Origin of the sequence: Agrobacterium sp. NPDC090273, assembly GCF_044772305.1 — a bacterium.
In the GTDB taxonomy this organism is placed as follows: domain Bacteria; phylum Pseudomonadota; class Alphaproteobacteria; order Rhizobiales; family Rhizobiaceae; genus Agrobacterium.
Genome location: NZ_JBIVYN010000002.1, coordinates 49,318 through 66,713, shown reverse-complemented (window position 1 = coordinate 66,713; position 17,396 = coordinate 49,318). Strand labels below are relative to the sequence as shown.

Genomic DNA, 17,396 nt, shown 5'->3' with positions numbered 1-17,396 from the left:
AACTGGCGGGCAAATTCCGCCCGCTCAAATGACGTGGGCTGCCTGAAGTGCTGTCAGAACGTCGCTTTTGAGTTCGGCCAGCCGGGCTGCGCGCCGGTCACGGGGGCGAGCGACGTCAACGGCCAGATCGTGCTGGATGCCACCGTCACGCGCACCCATCATGTAGATCCGGTCGCCGAGATAGAGCGCCTCGTCGATGTCATGTGTCACCAGCAGGAAGGAAATGCCCCGCTGTTCCACAAGCTTCAGCACGAGGTCCTGCAGTTTCATGCGCGTGAAGGCATCGACGGCGCTGAAGGGTTCGTCGAGAAGCAGTATGCGCGGTTCGGTATAGAGTGCCCGTGCGATCGCAACGCGCTGCGCCATGCCGCCGGACAGTGCCTTTGGCAAGGTTTCACTATGGCCGGTCAAACCGACATCATCGATCAAGCGGGTGACACGGGCGCGATCGTAACGCGATCCGTCTGCATAACCAATGTTTTGTGCCACCGTGAGCCACGGCATCAGTCGCGGCTCCTGAAACACGAAGGCAACAGGTGGTCCTGAAGAGCTATCGCCAGCCTGACCAGTCCTGACTGAAACATGACCTGAAAAGCGTTTGTCGAGACCGGCAGCAATGCGCAGAAGGGTGCTTTTTCCGCAGCCACTCGGACCCAGCAGCACCGCAGCCTCGCCGTTGTCGAGGCTCAATTTAATGTCGTGCAGCACGACAGTTTTGCCGAATGCTTTTTCCCGGACATCGATATCGAGAAGGCTCATGCCGGGCGCCCTCCGATCGACGTTGAATAGCTGTCGCGCCAGGAAAGGCAGCGATCCTCGATCAGCTTGAAGAGGCTGTCAGAAATCTTGCCAAGCACGGCCAGACAGATGATGGCGATCAATACGAGATCCGGGCGCGAAAGCTCACGCCCATCCGAGAGCATGTAACCGATGCCTTCAGAGGCGGCGAGCAGTTCCGCAGCCACGACACTCAGCCAGGCAAGGGACAGACCGTAACGCAGACCGGTGAAAAGATGTGGAAGCGATGCGGGAATGAGTATGCGCCAAACAAGAACCGGCAGAGGCTGCCGATACATTTCCCCGACCTCCACGAGCTTGCGGTCGACATTGCGGATACCGGAGAACAGACTGAGATAAACAGGAAAGAAAGCGCTTTTGGCGATCAGGACGATCTTCGAGGTTTCGCCGATACCGAACCAGATCATCAGGAGCGGCACCCAGGCGAGGCTAGGAACGGCGCGCAGGGCCTGGAAGCTGGGCTCGAGATACCGTTCCGCCGAATACCACAATCCCACGACAGATCCCACGACGATTGCGAGAAGTGAGCCTACGGTAAAACCGATCAAAACACGCAAGGCGCTGGCGGCAATGTTGGTCCAAAGCGGCCCCTCCGCAAGATACAGGAAGGTCGTATAGAGATCTGACGGGGGCGGCAGCACATAGGGGCTTACCCAACCCATTCTTACAAAGAGCTCGAGCAGAACGAGCGCGCCAACAGGCATGATCGCTCCACGCAGGTCGAGTGACAGCAGCTTTTTGCCAAAGCGGGAAATAGGCCTTGACGATTGCGCTTTTGTCGCCTCGTTTCTTGCCTCGCCCCTGAATTCCTGGGTCGAGAATGTCATGCTCCGAGAACTTTCTTGGCCGGTGCCGGATCAAGAAGCTGTCCAAGGACGTCATCGACATTGGTGCCTGGGCGAAGAACCTCGGAACCGAGCAATGGTGTCGCTGTTTTGATAGAGGCCAGCAGCTCATCACCGGGGACCGGATCAGACCAGTCGCGGCGGTCTACCGTCAGTTTCGTGACCTGTGGATCACTGCCAGTCTGCTGAGTGACGAAGGCAATGAATTCCTCCTTGTTCTCGCGGATCCATTTCTGTGTCTCGACCCAAACGCCAAGTACGCGTTCGACAGCTTTCGGATATTTACCGAGGAATTCTTCCGAGACGCTGAAGACGCTGCCTTCACGCCAGCTCTTATCGCTGAAGATTGCCCGATCGCCGGCAATTTCAGCCTGCGCCGTCTGCGGATCGATACCAACCCAGGCATCGACCTGTCCCTGCTGGAGTGCCGCAAAGCCTTCAGGATGCTGCAGGTTGACGACCTTGAGATCGTTGATCGTCAGGTTGGATTTTGCCAATGCGCGCACCAGTGTGAAATAGGGTGCTGTTCCCTTTGTTACCGCGATTGTCTTGCCCTTGAGATCGGCAACCGACTGCAACGGGGAATCCGGTTTCACCTGGATGATCGAAGAGCCACCCCAGCTTGCGACATAAATGACCTTCAGCGGCACGCCGTTGGCGCGTGACAGAAAGGCGGAAAGGGCGGCGGACCCGGCAAAATCTGTCGAGCCGACTTTCAGGAACTCCAGCGAGTTATTGCTGCCACGCGATTGGACCCATGTGATCTTGGTGCCGACGCCCTTGAAAGCCTCTTCCAGCCAACCCTTGTTCTTGATGAGAAGCGTGTGGGACGAATAAAATCCCCAATCCAGCCGCAGTTCGGCGGGGAAGTCCTGAGACGTTTGTGCCGAAGCAAAACTGACGCCGAAGGGTGATGCGAGAGCGGCACCAGCGCCGATTTTAAGGGCGGTGCGACGAGAGAGTTTGAGAGCCATGTACCCATCCAATATACTAAATCTATAGATTAATAGTTATCGCGTATGTGCGCTGAGGGTCGTGGCAAGCTTTGCTATAAACCAAGTGATTTGAGGAAAATCCATCCTGTGAATCTGCTTTGCGCTTTACGCAAAAACCACAGGTGAAAATACCTCGTGTTGCCAATGGCGAGAAAGTCGACTAGGACGCGAAACATGACTTTAAAAGTCAATAAATGCTGTCCGGGATCGTCAAGGCTGCCGCGTTGAATGACATCGACCAAAATTTGCAGCTCTTCCTCCAGCACCGGTCGGAGCTTGTCGACTATGCAGCCAAAATCGTAGGAGACCGGGCGCGCGGGGAGGATGTGGTGCAGGAGGCATTCATTCGCCTGCGTTCTGCTGCAAAAGAGCAAAAACTCGATGAGCCGATCGGCTTTCTTCGCCGCATCATCCGAAATCTTGCAATCGATATTGTTCGTCACTCATCGGTCGAGAAGGTACGCTTCGTTGACGGCGCGGACTATGAAGCCGTTGCTGAAGACCGCCCCCGTCAGGACAAGATTGTCGAAGACCGAGACGACTTGCGCATCGTTATCGAAGCAATGGCGGAGCTTCCCGAACGGACGCGGAAGGCCCTCGAGATGCATCGGTTTGAGGGTATGAAGCTGAAGGAGATCGCATCTGAACTCGGGATTTCCGTCGCGCTCGCCCATGCGCTTGTCTACGAGGGGCTTGATCATTGCCGCAAACGTCTGTTTCGAAAGCATTGAGCGCTGACATGATATCTGAAAAAAACGCGGGCTCATTCGTCTTATTAATAAGGGTATACAGGAGGGGCTGCTCGGCACCTCTCGGACAGAGGCGGTTCCACTAGGATGCAGCAGGAAAAAGACCGCGCCAACGATGAGGCACTGCACTGGCTTATCGCCCTGCAAGAGGATGAAAATGACGCCGCATTGAAAGCGCGTTTTGAATCCTGGCTGTCTGCAAGCGCCGACAATCGCCACGCCTGGGAAGAATGCCGGCATGTTTGGAACACCTTGGGTGCTGTCGGCCCAAACAGGGAAAAACCTTTAACGGCCTCGCGGAAAAATCGCTCAACTGGCCGACATCTTCTGGCAGGGCTTGCCGGCGCCATGGCTATCTGTCTCGCTGTCGTGTTGCAGCCGGCTGTCAGTCTCTGGCTCGCAGCAGATTATGCAACGGGTGTCGCCCAGACACGCGAAATCCGGCTTGAGGATGGTAGCACGGTCTATCTCGGCGCAGACAGCGCCATATCGGTTTCGTTCGACGCGACATCCCGAAACATCGCGCTCCTCACTGGCGAAGCTTATTTTGATGTGACGCCTAACCCTGCGAGACCGTTCAAGGTCGAGACCGGGAGTATCGAAACGAAAGTTCTCGGGACTGCCTTCAATGTCCGGCGTTCGGGGACCGGCGTCAATGTTTCTGTCAATCATGGGCGCGTTGCCGTTTCGAACGAAGAGGTGGCAGACAACCTGAACACACCTCTCGCCGCCGGTGACTGGGTCAACGTGACATGGGATGGCAATGTCGAGAGGGGTAACGACGCTCCCGAATTGGCTGGTGGATGGCGAACGGGAATGCTTGTCGTCAAAGACCGGCCCGTCACCGAGGTCATCGACGAAATTCGGCGCCATTACAAAGGAACAATTCTGTCTACCGACCGGCAATTGGCGGCATTGAGGGTCACCGGCGTCTATAATCTCAGGCAGCCAGTCGAGGCGCTGAATGCGCTCGTTCAGGCGCATGGCGCACGCGTTCACGAAGTCACGCCCTGGGTTGCTGTCGTGTCGCGCTGGTAGGTGTTTCGACTTTTTTCAAAATATGAGTATTTTTCTCTGAAATTTGTCATGGCTGCTTCGTCCTTGGAATCGAGAGGGCAAAACTGGCTGATGGCCGAACCCTCAAAGTCTAATTCGAGAGGGTTCGGGGTAATGCAGAGAATGAAGGTCGCATCGGCAGGGGTCGCTGGTGCATTGATGGTTGGCACGGCACTCGGCACGCTTTTCATGGCGTCGGCTGCGATGGCACAGGAGGTGCCTGCAGGCACATCGGCAAGAACGGTCGAAAAGCAGTTCAACATCTCGCCGCAATCGCTGCAAAACGCGTTGACCCTTTTCGGTCAACAGGCCGGAATTCAGGTTTCCGTCAATGCGGCGACCATTCGTTCAATTCCTTCGTCAGGTGTGTCAGGGCGGTTGTCTCCGCAGGTGGCGATAGAAAGGCTACTGGCTGGTTCTGGTCTGCCTCACCGATTTACGAGTGCGACCACGGTCGTCGTTGGTTCGTCCGATCAAGGTGCGAATGCGGGTGGTGCGGATACCACTGTACTTGAAGCGATCGTGGTGAAGAGGCAGGGGGCTGTCACAGAGGGGACTGGCAGCTACACCGCTGACTGGATGCGCACTGCCAATGGTCTCGCGCTTTCGCAAAAGGAAACGCCGCAATCGACCAGTGTTGTAACCCGCCAGATGATGGAGGACCGCGGCGAAAACTCGATCAAGGACGTCTTGGAGAACGCAACGGGTATTACGACAAATCAGTTCGAGACCGATCGCTTCAACTTTTATTCCCGTGGCTTCGTGATCGATAACTATCAGTTTGACGGTGTCCCCACGACACTCGATGCGACCTACCAGTATGGAGATGGCGTTGCGGATACGGTCATCTATGACCACGTCGAAGTTGTTCGTGGCGCGACCGGACTGCTGACCAGCGTTGGAGAACCGGGCGCGTCGATCAACTTTATTCGTAAACGGCCAACCGCAGAGTTCCAGGGATCGATCACCGGTCTTGTCGGCACCAACCAGAATTACCGCACCGAACTCGATCTTTCCGGTCCATTGAACCCGGATGGAAGCGTGCGTGGCCGGGTTGTCGGTGCGCTGCAGAGCAAAGAGGATACGATCGATTACTACAGCACCGACAAGAACGTCTTTTACGGTGTTGTTGAAGCCGACATTTCTGATTCAACCATGGTGACTTTGGGCGCTAGCCGTCAGAACACGGATGCCGAAGGCACAATGTGGGGTGGTTTGCCGGCTTTCGACAACACCGGTACTCTGATCGATTGGCCAAAAGGTTCTGGGCTCGGAACGGATTGGACCGGCTGGGAAACAACAGCCACCGATATCTTCGCATCGGTCGACCACACATTTGATAACGGGTGGGAAGCGCATGTGTCCTATGCCTATCAGAAGAACGAATTCGACGCGCCGCTGCTTTACCTTATGGGCAATCCAGATCCTGTGACGGGTCTTGGTCTGAGCACACTTGGTGCGCATTTCATCGGAGACCGAGAGCAGCACGCTTTGAACGCCCGCTTGAACGGAGACTATGATCTGTTCGGTCGCACACACGAATTCGTGGTCGGTGCATATGCTTCACAAGCCAGAGGTCACGTCGATCGTTATGCGCCTGTCGGGACGATGGCGACGGTCGGAAACGTCTTCGACTGGAACCCGGCCTATCCCGAGCCCACATGGAACACGACCCCTCTTGCGACCTGGGACACGGAAGTCCGGCAGGCAGCGATCTTCGCCGCAACGCGGCTTCATGCGACGGATGAGTTGGCCATTACCCTGGGGGCACGTGTCAACTATTGGGACGGTTATAACGACAACACCTATAACTTCTATGATTACAAATTCTCTGGCGTCGTCTCTCCTTATGCTGGCATTACCTATGACTTAACGGACGACGTTTCAGCCTATGCAAGCTACACAAGCATCTACAAACCACAGCAGTTTGAGGACTATAACGGCAACTACCTCGATCCCGTGTATGGCCATAACTACGAAATTGGCCTGAAGGGGTCCTTCCTCGACGACAGATTGAAGGCTTCCGTTGCCATCTTCCAGACGAACCAGAAAGATCTGGCGGAGTATGTCGGCTATGACGCGAGTACGGGCAGATCCTATTATCGTTCGATAGACGGTACGACAACCAAGGGGTTTGAAGTCGAGATCGCCGGCGAAGTCGCCGATGGCTGGAACGTCTTCGGTGGTTTCACGTTCCGAAGCTCGAAGGATAACCTCGGTAAAAAGGTCCAGACGTTCCAGCCGCAGTCCGTTTTGAAGGTTGGCATGACCTACCGGCTTCCCGGTGCACTGGAAAACCTTGTTGTTGGTGGCGCGATGCGTTGGCAGAGCAAGACGGAAAACCTTGCCTATTATTCATCCGCGCCCTCCAGTATCACGCAGAAGAACTATGCAGTCTTCGACCTTATGGCATCCTACGAGTTTGACGAGAACACGACGCTGCAACTCAACGTCAACAATGTTTTCGATGAGCGCTACTACCGAACCATGGGCTTCTACGACTCTGTCTTTTACGGTGATGGACGCTCTGCCACTCTTTCTCTGAAGCGGACATTCTAAGTTGTGAGCCATCCACTGTCGCATTGCGGCAGTGGATGGCTGAAGGAGACTATCGTGAAGCCCATGATTTCGAGACGTCAGTTCTGTTCCGGGTTTTCAGTGGCGGCCGCATTCCCTTTCGCATCCAGGGCGGTATCGGCTGAGCAACAGAACCCTTATCCTCTGACGGTAAATCACGCGCTGGGTGAGACGCGTATTGCCAGTGAGCCTGCACGTATCATCACGATCGGTTGGAACGGAGAGGATGCCGTTGTCGCTTTCGGTTTCGTCCCTGTTGCGATGCCGCGACGTGCTCTCTTCGAGAGTGGGATATTTCCCTGGGTCGAGGAGAAGATCGGAACTGCAAGACCGGTGCTGCTGGCTAATGATCTGGACTATGAGCGCATTCTGCTGCTGAAACCGGATCTGATCCTCGGTGTGTTTTCCGGCATTGATGAAAAGGCTTACCTCCGGCTGTCGAAAATTGCGCCGACGGTGGTTTATCGCTCAGCGCCCTGGCAGGCGGATTGGCGGGAGCAAACGCTCATGACGGGACTTGCTCTTGGAAGAGGCCAGGAAGCAGAACGACTGATCGAAAGGAACAACGCGTATTTGCGCGATCTTGCCAAACAATATTCGGCACTCAACGGCAAGACGTTTACGTTCGGGACGTTTTCTCCAGGAAGCGCTGCTCTCGCTGTCTACCTCCCGTCAGATCCCCGGATCGAACTCCTCCTGGAAATGGGTCTGAGGCCGGCGCCGGGGATAGATGCTCTTGCTGGACAGGAACCGGGCCGGCGCTCCGGTTCAGTTTCGCTTGAAGAGATCGCTTCCATCGACGCCGACATTCTCATCATGTGGTATGGCCCCGGTGCACGTGCAGCGGTCGAGGCTCAACCGCTTTTCAATACGCTCGATGCCGTCAAGCGCGGCTCCTACGTGGCGCTCGAGGACCCTGTTGATGTCTGGTCGACATCGGCGCTCAGCGTTCTTTCCATCCCCTACGGTTTCCCCCGATTTGTGCCACGCCTTGCTGAGGCGGTGGCACGTGCAGACGGACAATGACATGACGATCAACGCAAAGGCACTTTCAGGTGCCGCCGACCACGACCATGACCACCACAATCCCTATGTCGAGGACTATTTTTTTGCCGAGACAGTATCGGTCGCCCGCCTGTCGCCATCGATGATGCGCGTTGTTGTCAGGGTCGATGGCGGTGAGCGGCTCGTCACCAGTGGTCACCCGGATGAATGGGTTCGCCTCGCTTTGCAGCCAAACCCTGAGACACCGGTCACGCTGCCAGTCCTGATGGACAACGGCAAATGGGGACGGCCTGACGGTTCGAAGCATTGCCCGAACCGTCCTTATACCATCCGTCGCTGGGATGCCGGGCGTTGCGAGATGACGATTGACCTCGTGGTCCACGAAGGCGGTGTCGCAGCCACCTGGGCAATCAATGCCAAGGTTGGCGACGTGGTCGGCATCTGCAATCCCGAGGGCCGCTTCTGGATGCCGAAGGGCAGTGAATGGCTGTTGATGCTGACGGACATTACCGGGCTTCCCGCCGTCGGCCGCGTGCTGGAAGAGCTTCCGGCCGGGTTGCGGACAATCGTGCATGTCGAAGTGCCATCCGAGGCCGATCGCCAGCAGATCGAAACGGCCGCAGAGGTTTCCTTCCATTGGCACGCCTGCCACGGACCGAAGCCAGAACGGGCCGGCTACACCGAGCTTTCCCGCATTGCCGGCGAGATCAGGGAACTGCCGGAAGGTCCGGGCTATATCTATATTGCCGGTGAGGCCAAGGCCGTCTCCGATTGCCGCAAACACTTCCGCGATGCGCTCGGTTTTGACAAGAACCGCATCGATGCGATCGGTTACTGGATCGAAGGGCAGGCGCGGGTGTGAGGGATGCCGTCGCGTCCAGGGATCAGGTGACGTCGAGGGCAGGCGGTCTTGCCACGGCAAGAGCGATCCGCTGGAGTACGCTGGTCATCGGTCTTGCCGTGCTGGCTGGGGTCTCTGTTGCCAGCCTGCTGGTCGGCGCACGCCCGATCCCGATTGCGACAGCGATCGATGCGCTGTGGTCCTATGATAGCGGTCTGGCGGAACACATCATCATTCATGATTATCGTCTGCCGCGCACACTGCTTGGCCTGCTGTGCGGTGCCGCCTTCGGTGTCTCGGGGGCCCTGATCCAGGCGGCCACCCGCAACCCGCTTGCCGATCCCGGCATCCTCGGCGTCAATGCCGGTGCCGCCTTCTTCGTGACGATTGCGGTAGGGGTATTCGGATGGCAGTCGATCGACGCCTATCTGTTTGCCGCCTTTGCCGGTGCAATTGTCGTGACGCTGCTGGTCTATGGGCTGGGGGCAACCGGCCGTGACGGTGCCACACCGGTTCGGCTGGTGCTGTCGGGTGTTGCCATTGCCGCGGTGCTCGGCGGTATCGGCTCATCGATCACCCTGTTGAACCCACAGGCCTTCGATGCATTGCGGATGTGGTCGATAGGCTCGGTCGCCGGGCGTGACATCGGCGTGGTCAACGCCGTCGCCCCGTTTATTTTGAGCGGACTGGCGATTGGACTTCTGGCAGCAAGGCCGCTCAACGCCGTGGCACTCGGCGATGATCTGGCCCGCACGCTGGGTGCCGATATCATCAGGGCCCGCATTCTGGTGGTGATCGCCGTCACGCTGCTGGCCGGGGCTGCCACGGCTGCGGCAGGGCCGATTGCCTTTGTCGGACTGATGGTGCCGCATGTGGTGCGCTGGCTCTGCGGACCCGATCAGCGCTGGATCATCGGACTGACGATGATCGGTGCGCCGATCCTGCTCCTTTGCGCCGACATTGCCGGCCGTCTTGTGCTCTACCCCGGTGAACTGGAGGCAGGCATTGTCACCGCCTTTGTCGGGGCGCCGGTGCTGATTGCGCTCGCCCGCCGCAGCAAGGCAAGCGGTCTATGACAGGGTTTCCCGCAAAGCCTGCCGATGGAAACCGCAGCCATGACCGTCAAGATCACGATCAGGTTCACGGTTATCGGCCGGTGATCCGTCTGCTCGGCGAACGCCTTTCGCTCTGCATCGATCCCCGCTTGGCGACCGTATCCATTGTTGTGGTGTTGCTCACCCTGACGATCGCTCTGATCTCGCTGGTCAGCGGAACCTATGAGATCGGCGTCTTCGATGCGCTGCAGGCATTGCTCGGCCATGGTGATCCAAACTCCAACGCCACCGCCGATGCCGATCCGGAGATGATCCGGATGATCGTGGTCGAATGGCGGTTGCCAAGGGTGGCGATGGCCATTCTGCTTGGGGCCGCACTCGGCATGAGCGGGGCGATCTTCCAGTCGCTGACCCGCAATCCGCTCGGCTCGCCCGACATCATCGGTTTTGCGGCCGGTTCCTATAGCGGCGCTTTGGTGGTGATCCTGCTGTTGTCAGGCGGTTATTATGCCGTTGCAGCCGGTGCCCTGGTCGGCGGCATTGTCACGGCATCTGCGGTCTATCTGCTCGCCTGGCGTCGTGGCGTTCAGGGCTTTCGGCTGATCATTGTCGGGATCGGTGTTGCCGCCATGCTCTCGGCCTTCAATGCCTGGATGATCCGTGAGGCGGATCTGCAGGTGGCGATGTCGGCTGCGGTCTGGGGGGCAGGGTCTCTCAACGGTCTTGGCATCGAGCAATTGCTGCCGGCCACCGTCGTCCTTGCTGTCATTATCCCGATGGTCAGCCTGCTCTCCCGTGCGCTGAGGCAGATGGAGATGGGTGATGACATGGCGCGTGCCTCAGGGATCAATGTCAACCGGACACGGTTGTTGATGATGGTGCTGGGCGTGGCGTTGACGGCAACCGTCACGGCTGCGGCCGGACCGATCTCCTTCATCGCGCTTGCCGCACCGCAGATCGCCCGCCGGCTGACACGCTCGGCCGGGACGGCACTTGCGCCATCGGCGCTGATGGGAGGGCTGCTTCTGCTTTCGGCCGACTGGGCCGCCCAGCACGCCTTCGGGGTTCAGCTGCCGGTTGGCGTCATGACCGTCAGCATCGGCGGCATCTATTTCCTATGGCTGCTCGTCCGCGAGGGACGCAGGTGAAGACCGACCGAAGGAAATGCTTCCGACACAACGCATTCAGGGTCAGAGAGAAAAGACCACATGCATTTGAAGCGTGAGACAGTGGTGGCGATTTTTATCCTGATCGCCTGTGCACGGTCGAATGGCGGTCGCGTCAAAACAGCTGAAGCAGCAGAGGCTGCAAACACCTCGAAAGAGTTTGCCGCGCATGTTGCTCTGAAACTCGTTACGGCGGGTTTCCTGGAAACGAAGCGTGGGCGAAACGGCGGGTTGGAGCTTTCCAGACCGGCGGGAGACATACTGCTCGGCGATATTTTATCACGCTTTCAGTTGCAGACTGCGGCGTCGAGGCAACTCGATGAAGACAGCTTTCCTCAGGACAACGTGCTGGATTTCTACAAGATCATCGCAGGCGCTGATCGCGCTGCTTGGGCCTATCTCGATCGCTTCTCGATTGCCGATCTTGCGGGGCTCGACTGAATTTGAAGCTGCTGCCGCGGTGCTTGAGGTCCGCGATGTCGGACTGATCAGTCCGGATCGCGAAGGCCCATCCGCACACGGTTGACGACTGTCCAGATCAACAGGACGCACGCCATGGGCTGCAGATGCCACGTCCAGTCGGGCAGAGTATCGAACATTGCCACGAGAGCACCCAGGGCGCCGAAAAGGGCGGCGCGGTCGCTTTTGCCCATCGGTCCTTCGTAATTCCGGCCTTTGCCATGTGCAACGCCAAGGACGCCGGCAAATTCCGTCAGCGTCGCCAGGAAGATAATGGTGGAAATCCATGGCAGTGAAAACGGGGCAACCAAGGCGAAGGGTATGTAGAGTGCGGCATCCGAGACCACATCGGTGATTTCGTTCAGATAACCACCAAGTGCAGATTGCTGACCATGCTCACGCGCGAGCATTCCATCAACGGCGTTGAACGCCATGCGCAAAAACATCCAGAGTGGTACAAGTGCAAAGAGCCCCGGTTCGGGACGGACGATCAGCAAGGCTCCAATCGCGATCGAAATGAATGCCGCAGCCAGCGTCACCTGATTGGCGGTCATTCCGATTGCGGCCAGTCGTCCAACCATCGGGCGCAACAGGGCCTGAAAAGACGATTTCAGTTTGTAGATCGACATGTCAGTTCGAATCCGGTTGATTGCTTTCACAAATGCAGACGCAAGTTGAGGAAATCAACTGCAAAGGCAGAAACTCGTCTGTATAGAGTACAATGCAAGTCAATGGGAGTGACAATGGCATGATCGAATCCGTGTTTGCGAGCCATGACGGTGTGGAACTCTTCTACCGCACCTGGCCGGCCCGATCCGGCACAGCGAAGGGTGCGATCGTGCTTCTGCATCGTGGTCACGAGCACGGCGGAAGGGTCGCGCATATCGCGGAAGAACTCGGCCTCGATGATTTCGCCTTCTACGCCTGGGATGCACGCGGAAACGGTCGTTCTCCCGGCGAACGCGGCTACTCACCGTCATTTGCACATTCGGTGCGCGATCTCGATTGCTTCGTCCGCCATATTCGCGAGACCGGTGGTTTCACCATGGACCAGGTTGCAGTGGTGGCCCAGAGTGTTGGTGCCGTGCTTGCCGCAACCTGGGTGCATGATTACGCTCCGGACATCCGCGCGTTGGTGCTGGCCTCTCCGGCTTTTGACGTCAAGCTTTATGTGCCCTTCGCCAAGGAGGGCATTGCCCTCTGGCAAAAGCTCAAGGGCACTATTTTCGTCAATTCTTACGTCAAGGCGCGTTTCCTGACACATGATCCCGAGCGCATTGCGTCGTTCGAGAGTGATCCGCTCATCACCCGGCCCATTGCGTCCAACATCCTTCTGGAACTCTACGAGGCCGCCGACAGGGTTGTCGTGGATGCCCGGGCGATCACCGTGCCTACACAGTTGCTGATTTCCGGCAGCGATTTCGTCGTGCGATATCAGCCTCAACATCGTTTCTTCGAAAACCTCGGAAGTACGATCAAGGAACGCCACGTGCTGCCTGGTTTTTATCACGATACGCTGGGCGAGCGGGATCGGGCAAAGGCATTGGACAAAGTCCGTGCATTCATCGCAGCACGTTTCGACGAGTCTCCAGTTGTCGTCGATCTCAGGCAAGCGCATGTTGCCGGTTATAGCCGTGACGAAGCCGACCGCTTGGCAACGCCGTTGTCGATCACCTCGCCACGTGGGTTCTATTGGGCTCTGACGCGGGCCTCTATCCGGTTTGGCGGTCTCTTTTCCAACGGCATCCGGACGGGCGTGCGAACGGGCTTCGATTCCGGCTCGACGCTTGATTATGTTTATGAAGACGAGGCCCGCGGGCTTGGTCCTGGCGGTCGGCTGATCGACCGCCAGTTTCTCGATGCGATCGGCTGGCGCGGTATTCGGCAGCGAAAAATACATCTGGAGGACCTGATCGGCGTGGCATTTGGTCGTCTGCGCGCTGCAGGCAAGCCGTTGCGTGTTCTCGACATTGCCGCCGGTCATGGGCGCTATATTCTTGATGCCGTGGCAAAATTGGACGTGAGGCCGGAGAACATCCGATTGCAGGATTATTCTCCGATCAATGTCGACAGAGGTAACGCACTGATCGCTGAGCGCGGCCTGAAGGATATCGCGACGTTTCAACGCGCCGATGCTTTCAATACAGCCGGATTGGCGTCGGTCGAGCCAAGGCCTACGCTCGCCGTCGTCTCCGGGCTCTATGAGCTTTTTCCCGATAACGCCATGATCGAGGCGTCCCTTCGCGGGCTTTCCCAGGGATTGGAGCCAGGCTCACTGCTAATCTACACGGGACAGCCCTGGCATCCGCAGCTCGAGATGATCGCACGGGCGCTGACCTCTCACCGTGGAGGCGAAGCCTGGATCATGCGTCGGCGCACTCAGCAGGAAATGGACCAGCTTGTCGCCGCTGCGGGTTTCCGTAAGATCGAACAGCGCATCGACAAGTGGGGCATCTTCACCGTGTCGCTGGCCGAACGTATCTGAGGGGAACATGGGGGAGGGAATGACATCCGTTCCGGCGGGCACGCGAGGCGCTGTCGTGCGAGCGGCCGTGCTCTGGCTCCTGTTTCTCGCACCTTTCTTCTATCTCACCTATGGTTTGGCGAACTGGCTGGCATCGCTGCGAGAGCATGTTCCTAACCTTGCTTTCGCCTGGGAAAAGAACGTTCCATTCTTCGCTTGGACGATCATTCCCTATTGGTCGATCAACGCCTTTTATGCGCTGTCTCTCTTTGTCAACGAGACACCGGACGATGTCACCCGCCTGGCGCGCCGTTATCTGACGGCGCAGATCATCGCCATCGCTTGCTTCCTCGCATTTCCCCTGCAGGCCATTTTCGTTCGACCGGAAACTCATGGTCTTCCGGGTTTCATGTTCGATGTCCTTGGTGGTTTCGACAAGCCGTTCAATCAGGCGCCTTCGCTGCACATCGCCCTGCTGGTGATCATCTGGGATCATTGGCGCAGGCGGCTGACGGGCGTTTGGCGGGCGACCTGGCATGTCTGGAGCCTGCTGATCGGGGTATCGGTGCTTACCACCTGGCAACATCACATTATCGACATTCCCACCGGTGCGCTGCTTGGACTGTTTGCGCTTTGGCTTTTCCCTGTCGCTAACGCGTCGCCGCTTTCGGGCTTTACCCTCACGACCGACCGAAAGGCACGGCGGCTGGCGTTCGCCTATGGTGTTGTCGCCGGGGCTTTCCTGCTGTTTGCTGTCATCTCGGTGACGAGCAACGGTGCAGGGCTTTTGTGGCTCTGGCCAAGCCTGGCTTTTCTGCTCGTTGCGATCGGTTACGCTGGCGCAGGGCCGCAGATATTCCAGAAGCAGCAGGACGGGACTGCGAGCCTTGCAAGCCTTTGGTTGCTCTGGCCCTATCGATTTGGTGCACGGGTAAACCGCTGGTGGTGGACACGGAGCCTTCCGGCGGCGGTCGACATCGGTGGTGGCGTTTTTCTCGGACGTGTTCCGAACCGGAGTGAACTCGACCCCTATGCCGCAGTGGTCGACATGACTGCGGAATTTCTGGCGCCTGGCGAAGAGCGCATCAATTGGCGCGCGATCCCGTCGCTCGACCTGATACCCCTTTCTGGAGCAAGTATTCGCGAGGGCGCGCTCGCGATTGATGACGGTCGTGTGCGTGGGCGGGTTCTGATTTGCTGCGCTCTCGGTTTTCAGCGGAGTGCCGCTGTCGCCGCTTGCTGGCTTGTGCGTTCCGGGCGTGCAGCAGACGCGGCTACGGCGGCCGCACAGCTCAAGGCGCTTGGCCGACCGGTTCACCTGAAGTCGACGATCTTTGCGGCGATTGATGAGGCGGCGCGATGAAGGACTGGACAACAGAAGCGGCAGGAGTGGCCCGGAACCTGCGGCGAAACGGCATCGGCGGGGGGCTTCTTGCGCTTTTTCTTCTGGCTGTCGCCCCGGTAACAGCCGGCGCATACGGGTTTACGGCCGCACTGGGATGGTGGTTGCTGCTTGCATTCTGCCTTGTTCCTCTCGCGCTCGCTGCTCACCTCCTGTTTGACGCATTGCTGTTTCGAATGGCCGCATCATACGACAGTGAAGAGGCTGGTCTGATGGTGATTGACGATGTGTTGGCGCGCATGGGACTTCGACCAAAACCAACGGTTCCGGCGCCCCTGTCTCAACGTGTGTCCGGATGCCGTCGGCTTGTTCTCCTGCAATGGTCGGCCCTTTCCATTGGCATCCTGCTCTACGCAGTTCTTCTGCTTGATGCGATGGATGGAGGACGACCTTGATGGGCCACGCCTCTTTGCTTCAGATCGTTTCCGGTTCCGTACTCGCTGTCCTTGCTCGGGGGGTGACAGGTGTGCGGCCTATTTGGGCCGGATCGCCACCGAATGGACGCCAGCGGATCTACTACGCTAATCACGCAAGCCACGGCGATTTCATTCTTGTCTCGACGTGCTTGATCCCGGCTGAGCGCAGCCGGACGGCGGCCGTCGCCGGGGCGGATTATTGGGGATCTGGCCGTGTCCGCCAATTCATTTCCCGCAGGCTGCTGCAAACGGTTCTTGTCGAGCGCAATTGGGTAGAGCGTACGGCCGATCCGATGCAGGTCATGCTTGACGCGCTCGATTCCGGTCAATCGCTGATCTTCTTCCCCGAAGGCACCCGCAACATGACGGAGGAACCGTTGCTCCGGTTTCGTTCCGGCCTCTATAACCTCGCTGCGGCCCGACCGGATGTTGAACTTGTTCCCTGCTGGATCGAGAATATGTCCCGCGTTTTACCCAAGGGCTCTTTATTGCCGATACCACTCCTGTGCCGGGTGGTTTTTGGTGCGCCAGTGACGCTTCAAGAGGGCGAGGACCGCAAGGATTTTCTTGACCGCGCGCGGCAGTCGCTTCTTGCGCTTGCACCCCGAAAGGATGGAAACAGCCGATGACCGAAGACACTACGCGCCTCTTTTTCGGGCTTGTCGGTATCTTGTTGACGGCGAGTGTCATTGCCGGTGTGCTGTCATGGCGAAGCCCCAAACCCTTGCCGTCGACACTGGTCAATCTCAATGCACGCATCAAGGCATGGTGGATCATGGTGGCGGGTATCAGCTTCGCCTTCCTGATGGGCACAGGCGGTGTTTTGCTTCTTTTTGCCTTCGTTTCCTTCGCTGCCTTGCGGGAATATGTAACGCTGACCAATACCCGCCATGCCGACCGCTGGACACTGCTCGGCATGTTCCTGATCATCATTCCGGTTCAATATTATCTGATCTGGATCGACTGGTACGGGCTCTATTCGATCTTCATTCCCGTTTACTGTTTCCTTGCCATGCCTGCGCTCACGGCTATGCGCGGCGATACCTCCCGGTTTCTCGAGCGTGTCAGCGAGCAGCAATGGGGCATCATGCTTGCGGTCTACTGCATCAGCCATGTGCCGGCCCTGGTGACCCTGCCCATTCCCGGCAATGAGGGACGCGGCCTGCTGTTGATCGCCTTCCTGATTGCGACGGTGCAGGGTAGCGACGTACTGCAATATATCTTCGGTAAGCTTTTTGGCCGCCACAAAGTCGCTCCGGGTGTCTCGCCGTCCAAGACTTGGGAAGGTCTGATCGGTGGTATCGCCAGTGCGTCGCTGATGGGCGCGGGCCTCTATTGGTTGACACCTTTTTCGCCCCTCGAAGCCGGCGTTTTGGCCGCGCTCTCTTGCGTCATGGGCTTTTTCGGGGGGCTCGTCGCCTCTGCCATCAAACGTGACCGAGGTGTCAAGGACTGGGGCCACATGATTGAAGGCCATGGCGGCATGCTGGACAGGGCGGACAGCCTGGTTTTTGCCGCGCCCGTATTTTTCCATATCGTCCGTTACGCGTGGACATAGTTGTCTGCAA

17 protein-coding genes are annotated in these 17,396 nt (G+C 58.0%); 13 read left to right on the top strand and 4 right to left on the bottom strand.

What is annotated here, in order from left to right; all coding sequences use genetic code 11:
* Positions 1–24: 24 nt before the first annotated feature.
* The 3 genes from ACIQT8_RS06710 to ACIQT8_RS06700 are packed head-to-tail and all read right to left on the bottom strand — an operon-like array spanning position 25 to position 2,617.
* Entirely contained in the window at positions 25–759 is a 735-nt protein-coding gene (locus tag ACIQT8_RS06710) for an ABC transporter ATP-binding protein (RefSeq protein WP_400964492.1), read from the bottom strand.
* Positions 756–1,625 (bottom strand): ABC transporter permease, encoded by an 870-nt coding sequence (locus tag ACIQT8_RS06705; RefSeq protein ID WP_400964491.1) that lies wholly within the window; start codon positions 1,623–1,625, stop codon positions 756–758. The genes ACIQT8_RS06710 and ACIQT8_RS06705 overlap by 4 nt, the downstream gene beginning before the upstream one ends.
* Positions 1,622–2,617, bottom strand: a complete 996-nt coding sequence (locus ACIQT8_RS06700; protein ID WP_400964490.1) for an aliphatic sulfonate ABC transporter substrate-binding protein — start codon at positions 2,615–2,617, stop codon at positions 1,622–1,624. Before ACIQT8_RS06700 ends, ACIQT8_RS06705 begins: the two co-directional genes overlap by 4 nt.
* Positions 2,618–2,832: 215 nt before the next feature.
* Here ACIQT8_RS06700 and ACIQT8_RS06695 point away from each other — a divergent pair, with 215 nt between their 5' ends.
* From ACIQT8_RS06695 to ACIQT8_RS06660, 8 genes are all read left to right on the top strand, one after another.
* A complete protein-coding gene (locus tag ACIQT8_RS06695) occupies positions 2,833–3,369 on the top strand; it encodes a sigma-70 family RNA polymerase sigma factor (RefSeq protein ID WP_400964489.1) in 537 nt (178 codons plus the stop codon).
* A 105-nt stretch (positions 3,370–3,474) separates the two neighbouring features.
* The gene (locus ACIQT8_RS06690; RefSeq protein ID WP_400964488.1) at positions 3,475–4,425 is read left to right on the top strand and encodes a FecR family protein; all 951 of its coding nucleotides are present in this window, start codon (positions 3,475–3,477) and stop codon (positions 4,423–4,425) included.
* Positions 4,426–4,557: 132 nt separating this feature from the next.
* Positions 4,558–7,002, top strand: a complete 2,445-nt coding sequence (locus ACIQT8_RS06685) for a TonB-dependent siderophore receptor (RefSeq protein ID WP_400964487.1) — start codon at positions 4,558–4,560, stop codon at positions 7,000–7,002.
* Between the two features lie 63 nt (positions 7,003–7,065).
* Positions 7,066–8,046 carry an iron-siderophore ABC transporter substrate-binding protein gene (locus tag ACIQT8_RS06680; protein ID WP_400964846.1) on the top strand — a complete coding sequence of 327 codons (981 nt, stop codon included), beginning with the start codon at positions 7,066–7,068 and terminating at the stop codon, positions 8,044–8,046.
* Between the two features lies 1 nt (position 8,047).
* Complete coding sequence (locus ACIQT8_RS06675; protein ID WP_400964486.1) at positions 8,048–8,887, top strand: siderophore-interacting protein; 840 nt, start codon at positions 8,048–8,050, stop codon at positions 8,885–8,887.
* A 26-nt stretch (positions 8,888–8,913) separates the two neighbouring features.
* Entirely contained in the window at positions 8,914–9,942 is a 1,029-nt protein-coding gene (locus ACIQT8_RS06670; RefSeq protein WP_400964485.1) for an iron chelate uptake ABC transporter family permease subunit, read from the top strand.
* Positions 9,939–11,069, top strand: a complete 1,131-nt coding sequence (locus ACIQT8_RS06665) for a FecCD family ABC transporter permease (RefSeq protein WP_400964484.1) — start codon at positions 9,939–9,941, stop codon at positions 11,067–11,069. The genes ACIQT8_RS06670 and ACIQT8_RS06665 overlap by 4 nt, the downstream gene beginning before the upstream one ends.
* A gap of 60 nt (positions 11,070–11,129) precedes the next feature.
* Positions 11,130–11,528 carry an RrF2 family transcriptional regulator gene (locus ACIQT8_RS06660; protein ID WP_400964483.1) on the top strand — a complete coding sequence of 133 codons (399 nt, stop codon included), beginning with the start codon at positions 11,130–11,132 and terminating at the stop codon, positions 11,526–11,528.
* 47 nt (positions 11,529–11,575) lie between these two features.
* Here ACIQT8_RS06660 and ACIQT8_RS06655 read toward each other — a convergent pair whose 3' ends face one another.
* Positions 11,576–12,175, bottom strand: a complete 600-nt coding sequence (locus tag ACIQT8_RS06655) for a CDP-alcohol phosphatidyltransferase family protein (protein ID WP_400964482.1) — start codon at positions 12,173–12,175, stop codon at positions 11,576–11,578.
* A gap of 119 nt (positions 12,176–12,294) precedes the next feature.
* On the opposite strand from ACIQT8_RS06655, the gene ACIQT8_RS06650 reads away from it, so the two are divergent.
* From ACIQT8_RS06650 to ACIQT8_RS06630, 5 genes are read left to right on the top strand one after another with little or no spacing between them, the layout of a single operon-like run.
* The gene (locus ACIQT8_RS06650) at positions 12,295–14,031 is read left to right on the top strand and encodes a bifunctional alpha/beta hydrolase/class I SAM-dependent methyltransferase (RefSeq protein WP_400964481.1); all 1,737 of its coding nucleotides are present in this window, start codon (positions 12,295–12,297) and stop codon (positions 14,029–14,031) included.
* Between the two features lie 19 nt (positions 14,032–14,050).
* Positions 14,051–15,373, top strand: coding sequence for a phosphatase PAP2/dual specificity phosphatase family protein (locus tag ACIQT8_RS06645; protein WP_400964480.1), 1,323 nt, complete (start codon positions 14,051–14,053; stop codon positions 15,371–15,373).
* Complete coding sequence (locus tag ACIQT8_RS06640) at positions 15,370–15,807, top strand: hypothetical protein (protein WP_400964479.1); 438 nt, start codon at positions 15,370–15,372, stop codon at positions 15,805–15,807. Before ACIQT8_RS06645 ends, ACIQT8_RS06640 begins: the two co-directional genes overlap by 4 nt.
* The gene (locus ACIQT8_RS06635; RefSeq protein WP_400964478.1) at positions 15,807–16,457 is read left to right on the top strand and encodes a lysophospholipid acyltransferase family protein; all 651 of its coding nucleotides are present in this window, start codon (positions 15,807–15,809) and stop codon (positions 16,455–16,457) included. Before ACIQT8_RS06640 ends, ACIQT8_RS06635 begins: the two co-directional genes overlap by 1 nt.
* Positions 16,454–17,386 (top strand): phosphatidate cytidylyltransferase, encoded by a 933-nt coding sequence (locus ACIQT8_RS06630; protein WP_138795856.1) that lies wholly within the window; start codon positions 16,454–16,456, stop codon positions 17,384–17,386. Before ACIQT8_RS06635 ends, ACIQT8_RS06630 begins: the two co-directional genes overlap by 4 nt.
* The last annotated feature ends 10 nt before the right edge of the window (positions 17,387–17,396 follow it).

Bases quoted from the DNA above. Each gene is read 5' to 3' on its own strand.
- ACIQT8_RS06710 (WP_400964492.1), bottom strand. From the start codon at position 759: ATGAGCCTTCTCGATATCGATGTCCGGGAAAAAGCATTCGGCAAAACT.
- ACIQT8_RS06705 (WP_400964491.1), bottom strand. From the start codon at position 1,625: ATGACATTCTCGACCCAGGAATTCAGGGGCGAGGCAAGAAACGAGGCG.
- ACIQT8_RS06700 (WP_400964490.1), bottom strand. From the start codon at position 2,617: ATGGCTCTCAAACTCTCTCGTCGCACCGCCCTTAAAATCGGCGCTGGT.
- ACIQT8_RS06695 (WP_400964489.1), top strand. From the start codon at position 2,833: ATGCTGTCCGGGATCGTCAAGGCTGCCGCGTTGAATGACATCGACCAA.
- ACIQT8_RS06690 (WP_400964488.1), top strand. From the start codon at position 3,475: ATGCAGCAGGAAAAAGACCGCGCCAACGATGAGGCACTGCACTGGCTT.
- ACIQT8_RS06685 (WP_400964487.1), top strand. From the start codon at position 4,558: ATGCAGAGAATGAAGGTCGCATCGGCAGGGGTCGCTGGTGCATTGATG.
- ACIQT8_RS06680 (WP_400964846.1), top strand. From the start codon at position 7,066: ATGATTTCGAGACGTCAGTTCTGTTCCGGGTTTTCAGTGGCGGCCGCA.
- ACIQT8_RS06675 (WP_400964486.1), top strand. From the start codon at position 8,048: ATGACGATCAACGCAAAGGCACTTTCAGGTGCCGCCGACCACGACCAT.
- ACIQT8_RS06665 (WP_400964484.1), top strand. From the start codon at position 9,939: ATGACAGGGTTTCCCGCAAAGCCTGCCGATGGAAACCGCAGCCATGAC.
- ACIQT8_RS06660 (WP_400964483.1), top strand. From the start codon at position 11,130: ATGCATTTGAAGCGTGAGACAGTGGTGGCGATTTTTATCCTGATCGCC.
- ACIQT8_RS06655 (WP_400964482.1), bottom strand. From the start codon at position 12,175: ATGTCGATCTACAAACTGAAATCGTCTTTTCAGGCCCTGTTGCGCCCG.
- ACIQT8_RS06650 (WP_400964481.1), top strand. From the start codon at position 12,295: ATGATCGAATCCGTGTTTGCGAGCCATGACGGTGTGGAACTCTTCTAC.
- ACIQT8_RS06645 (WP_400964480.1), top strand. From the start codon at position 14,051: ATGACATCCGTTCCGGCGGGCACGCGAGGCGCTGTCGTGCGAGCGGCC.
- ACIQT8_RS06640 (WP_400964479.1), top strand. From the start codon at position 15,370: ATGAAGGACTGGACAACAGAAGCGGCAGGAGTGGCCCGGAACCTGCGG.
- ACIQT8_RS06635 (WP_400964478.1), top strand. From the start codon at position 15,807: ATGGGCCACGCCTCTTTGCTTCAGATCGTTTCCGGTTCCGTACTCGCT.
- ACIQT8_RS06630 (WP_138795856.1), top strand. From the start codon at position 16,454: ATGACCGAAGACACTACGCGCCTCTTTTTCGGGCTTGTCGGTATCTTG.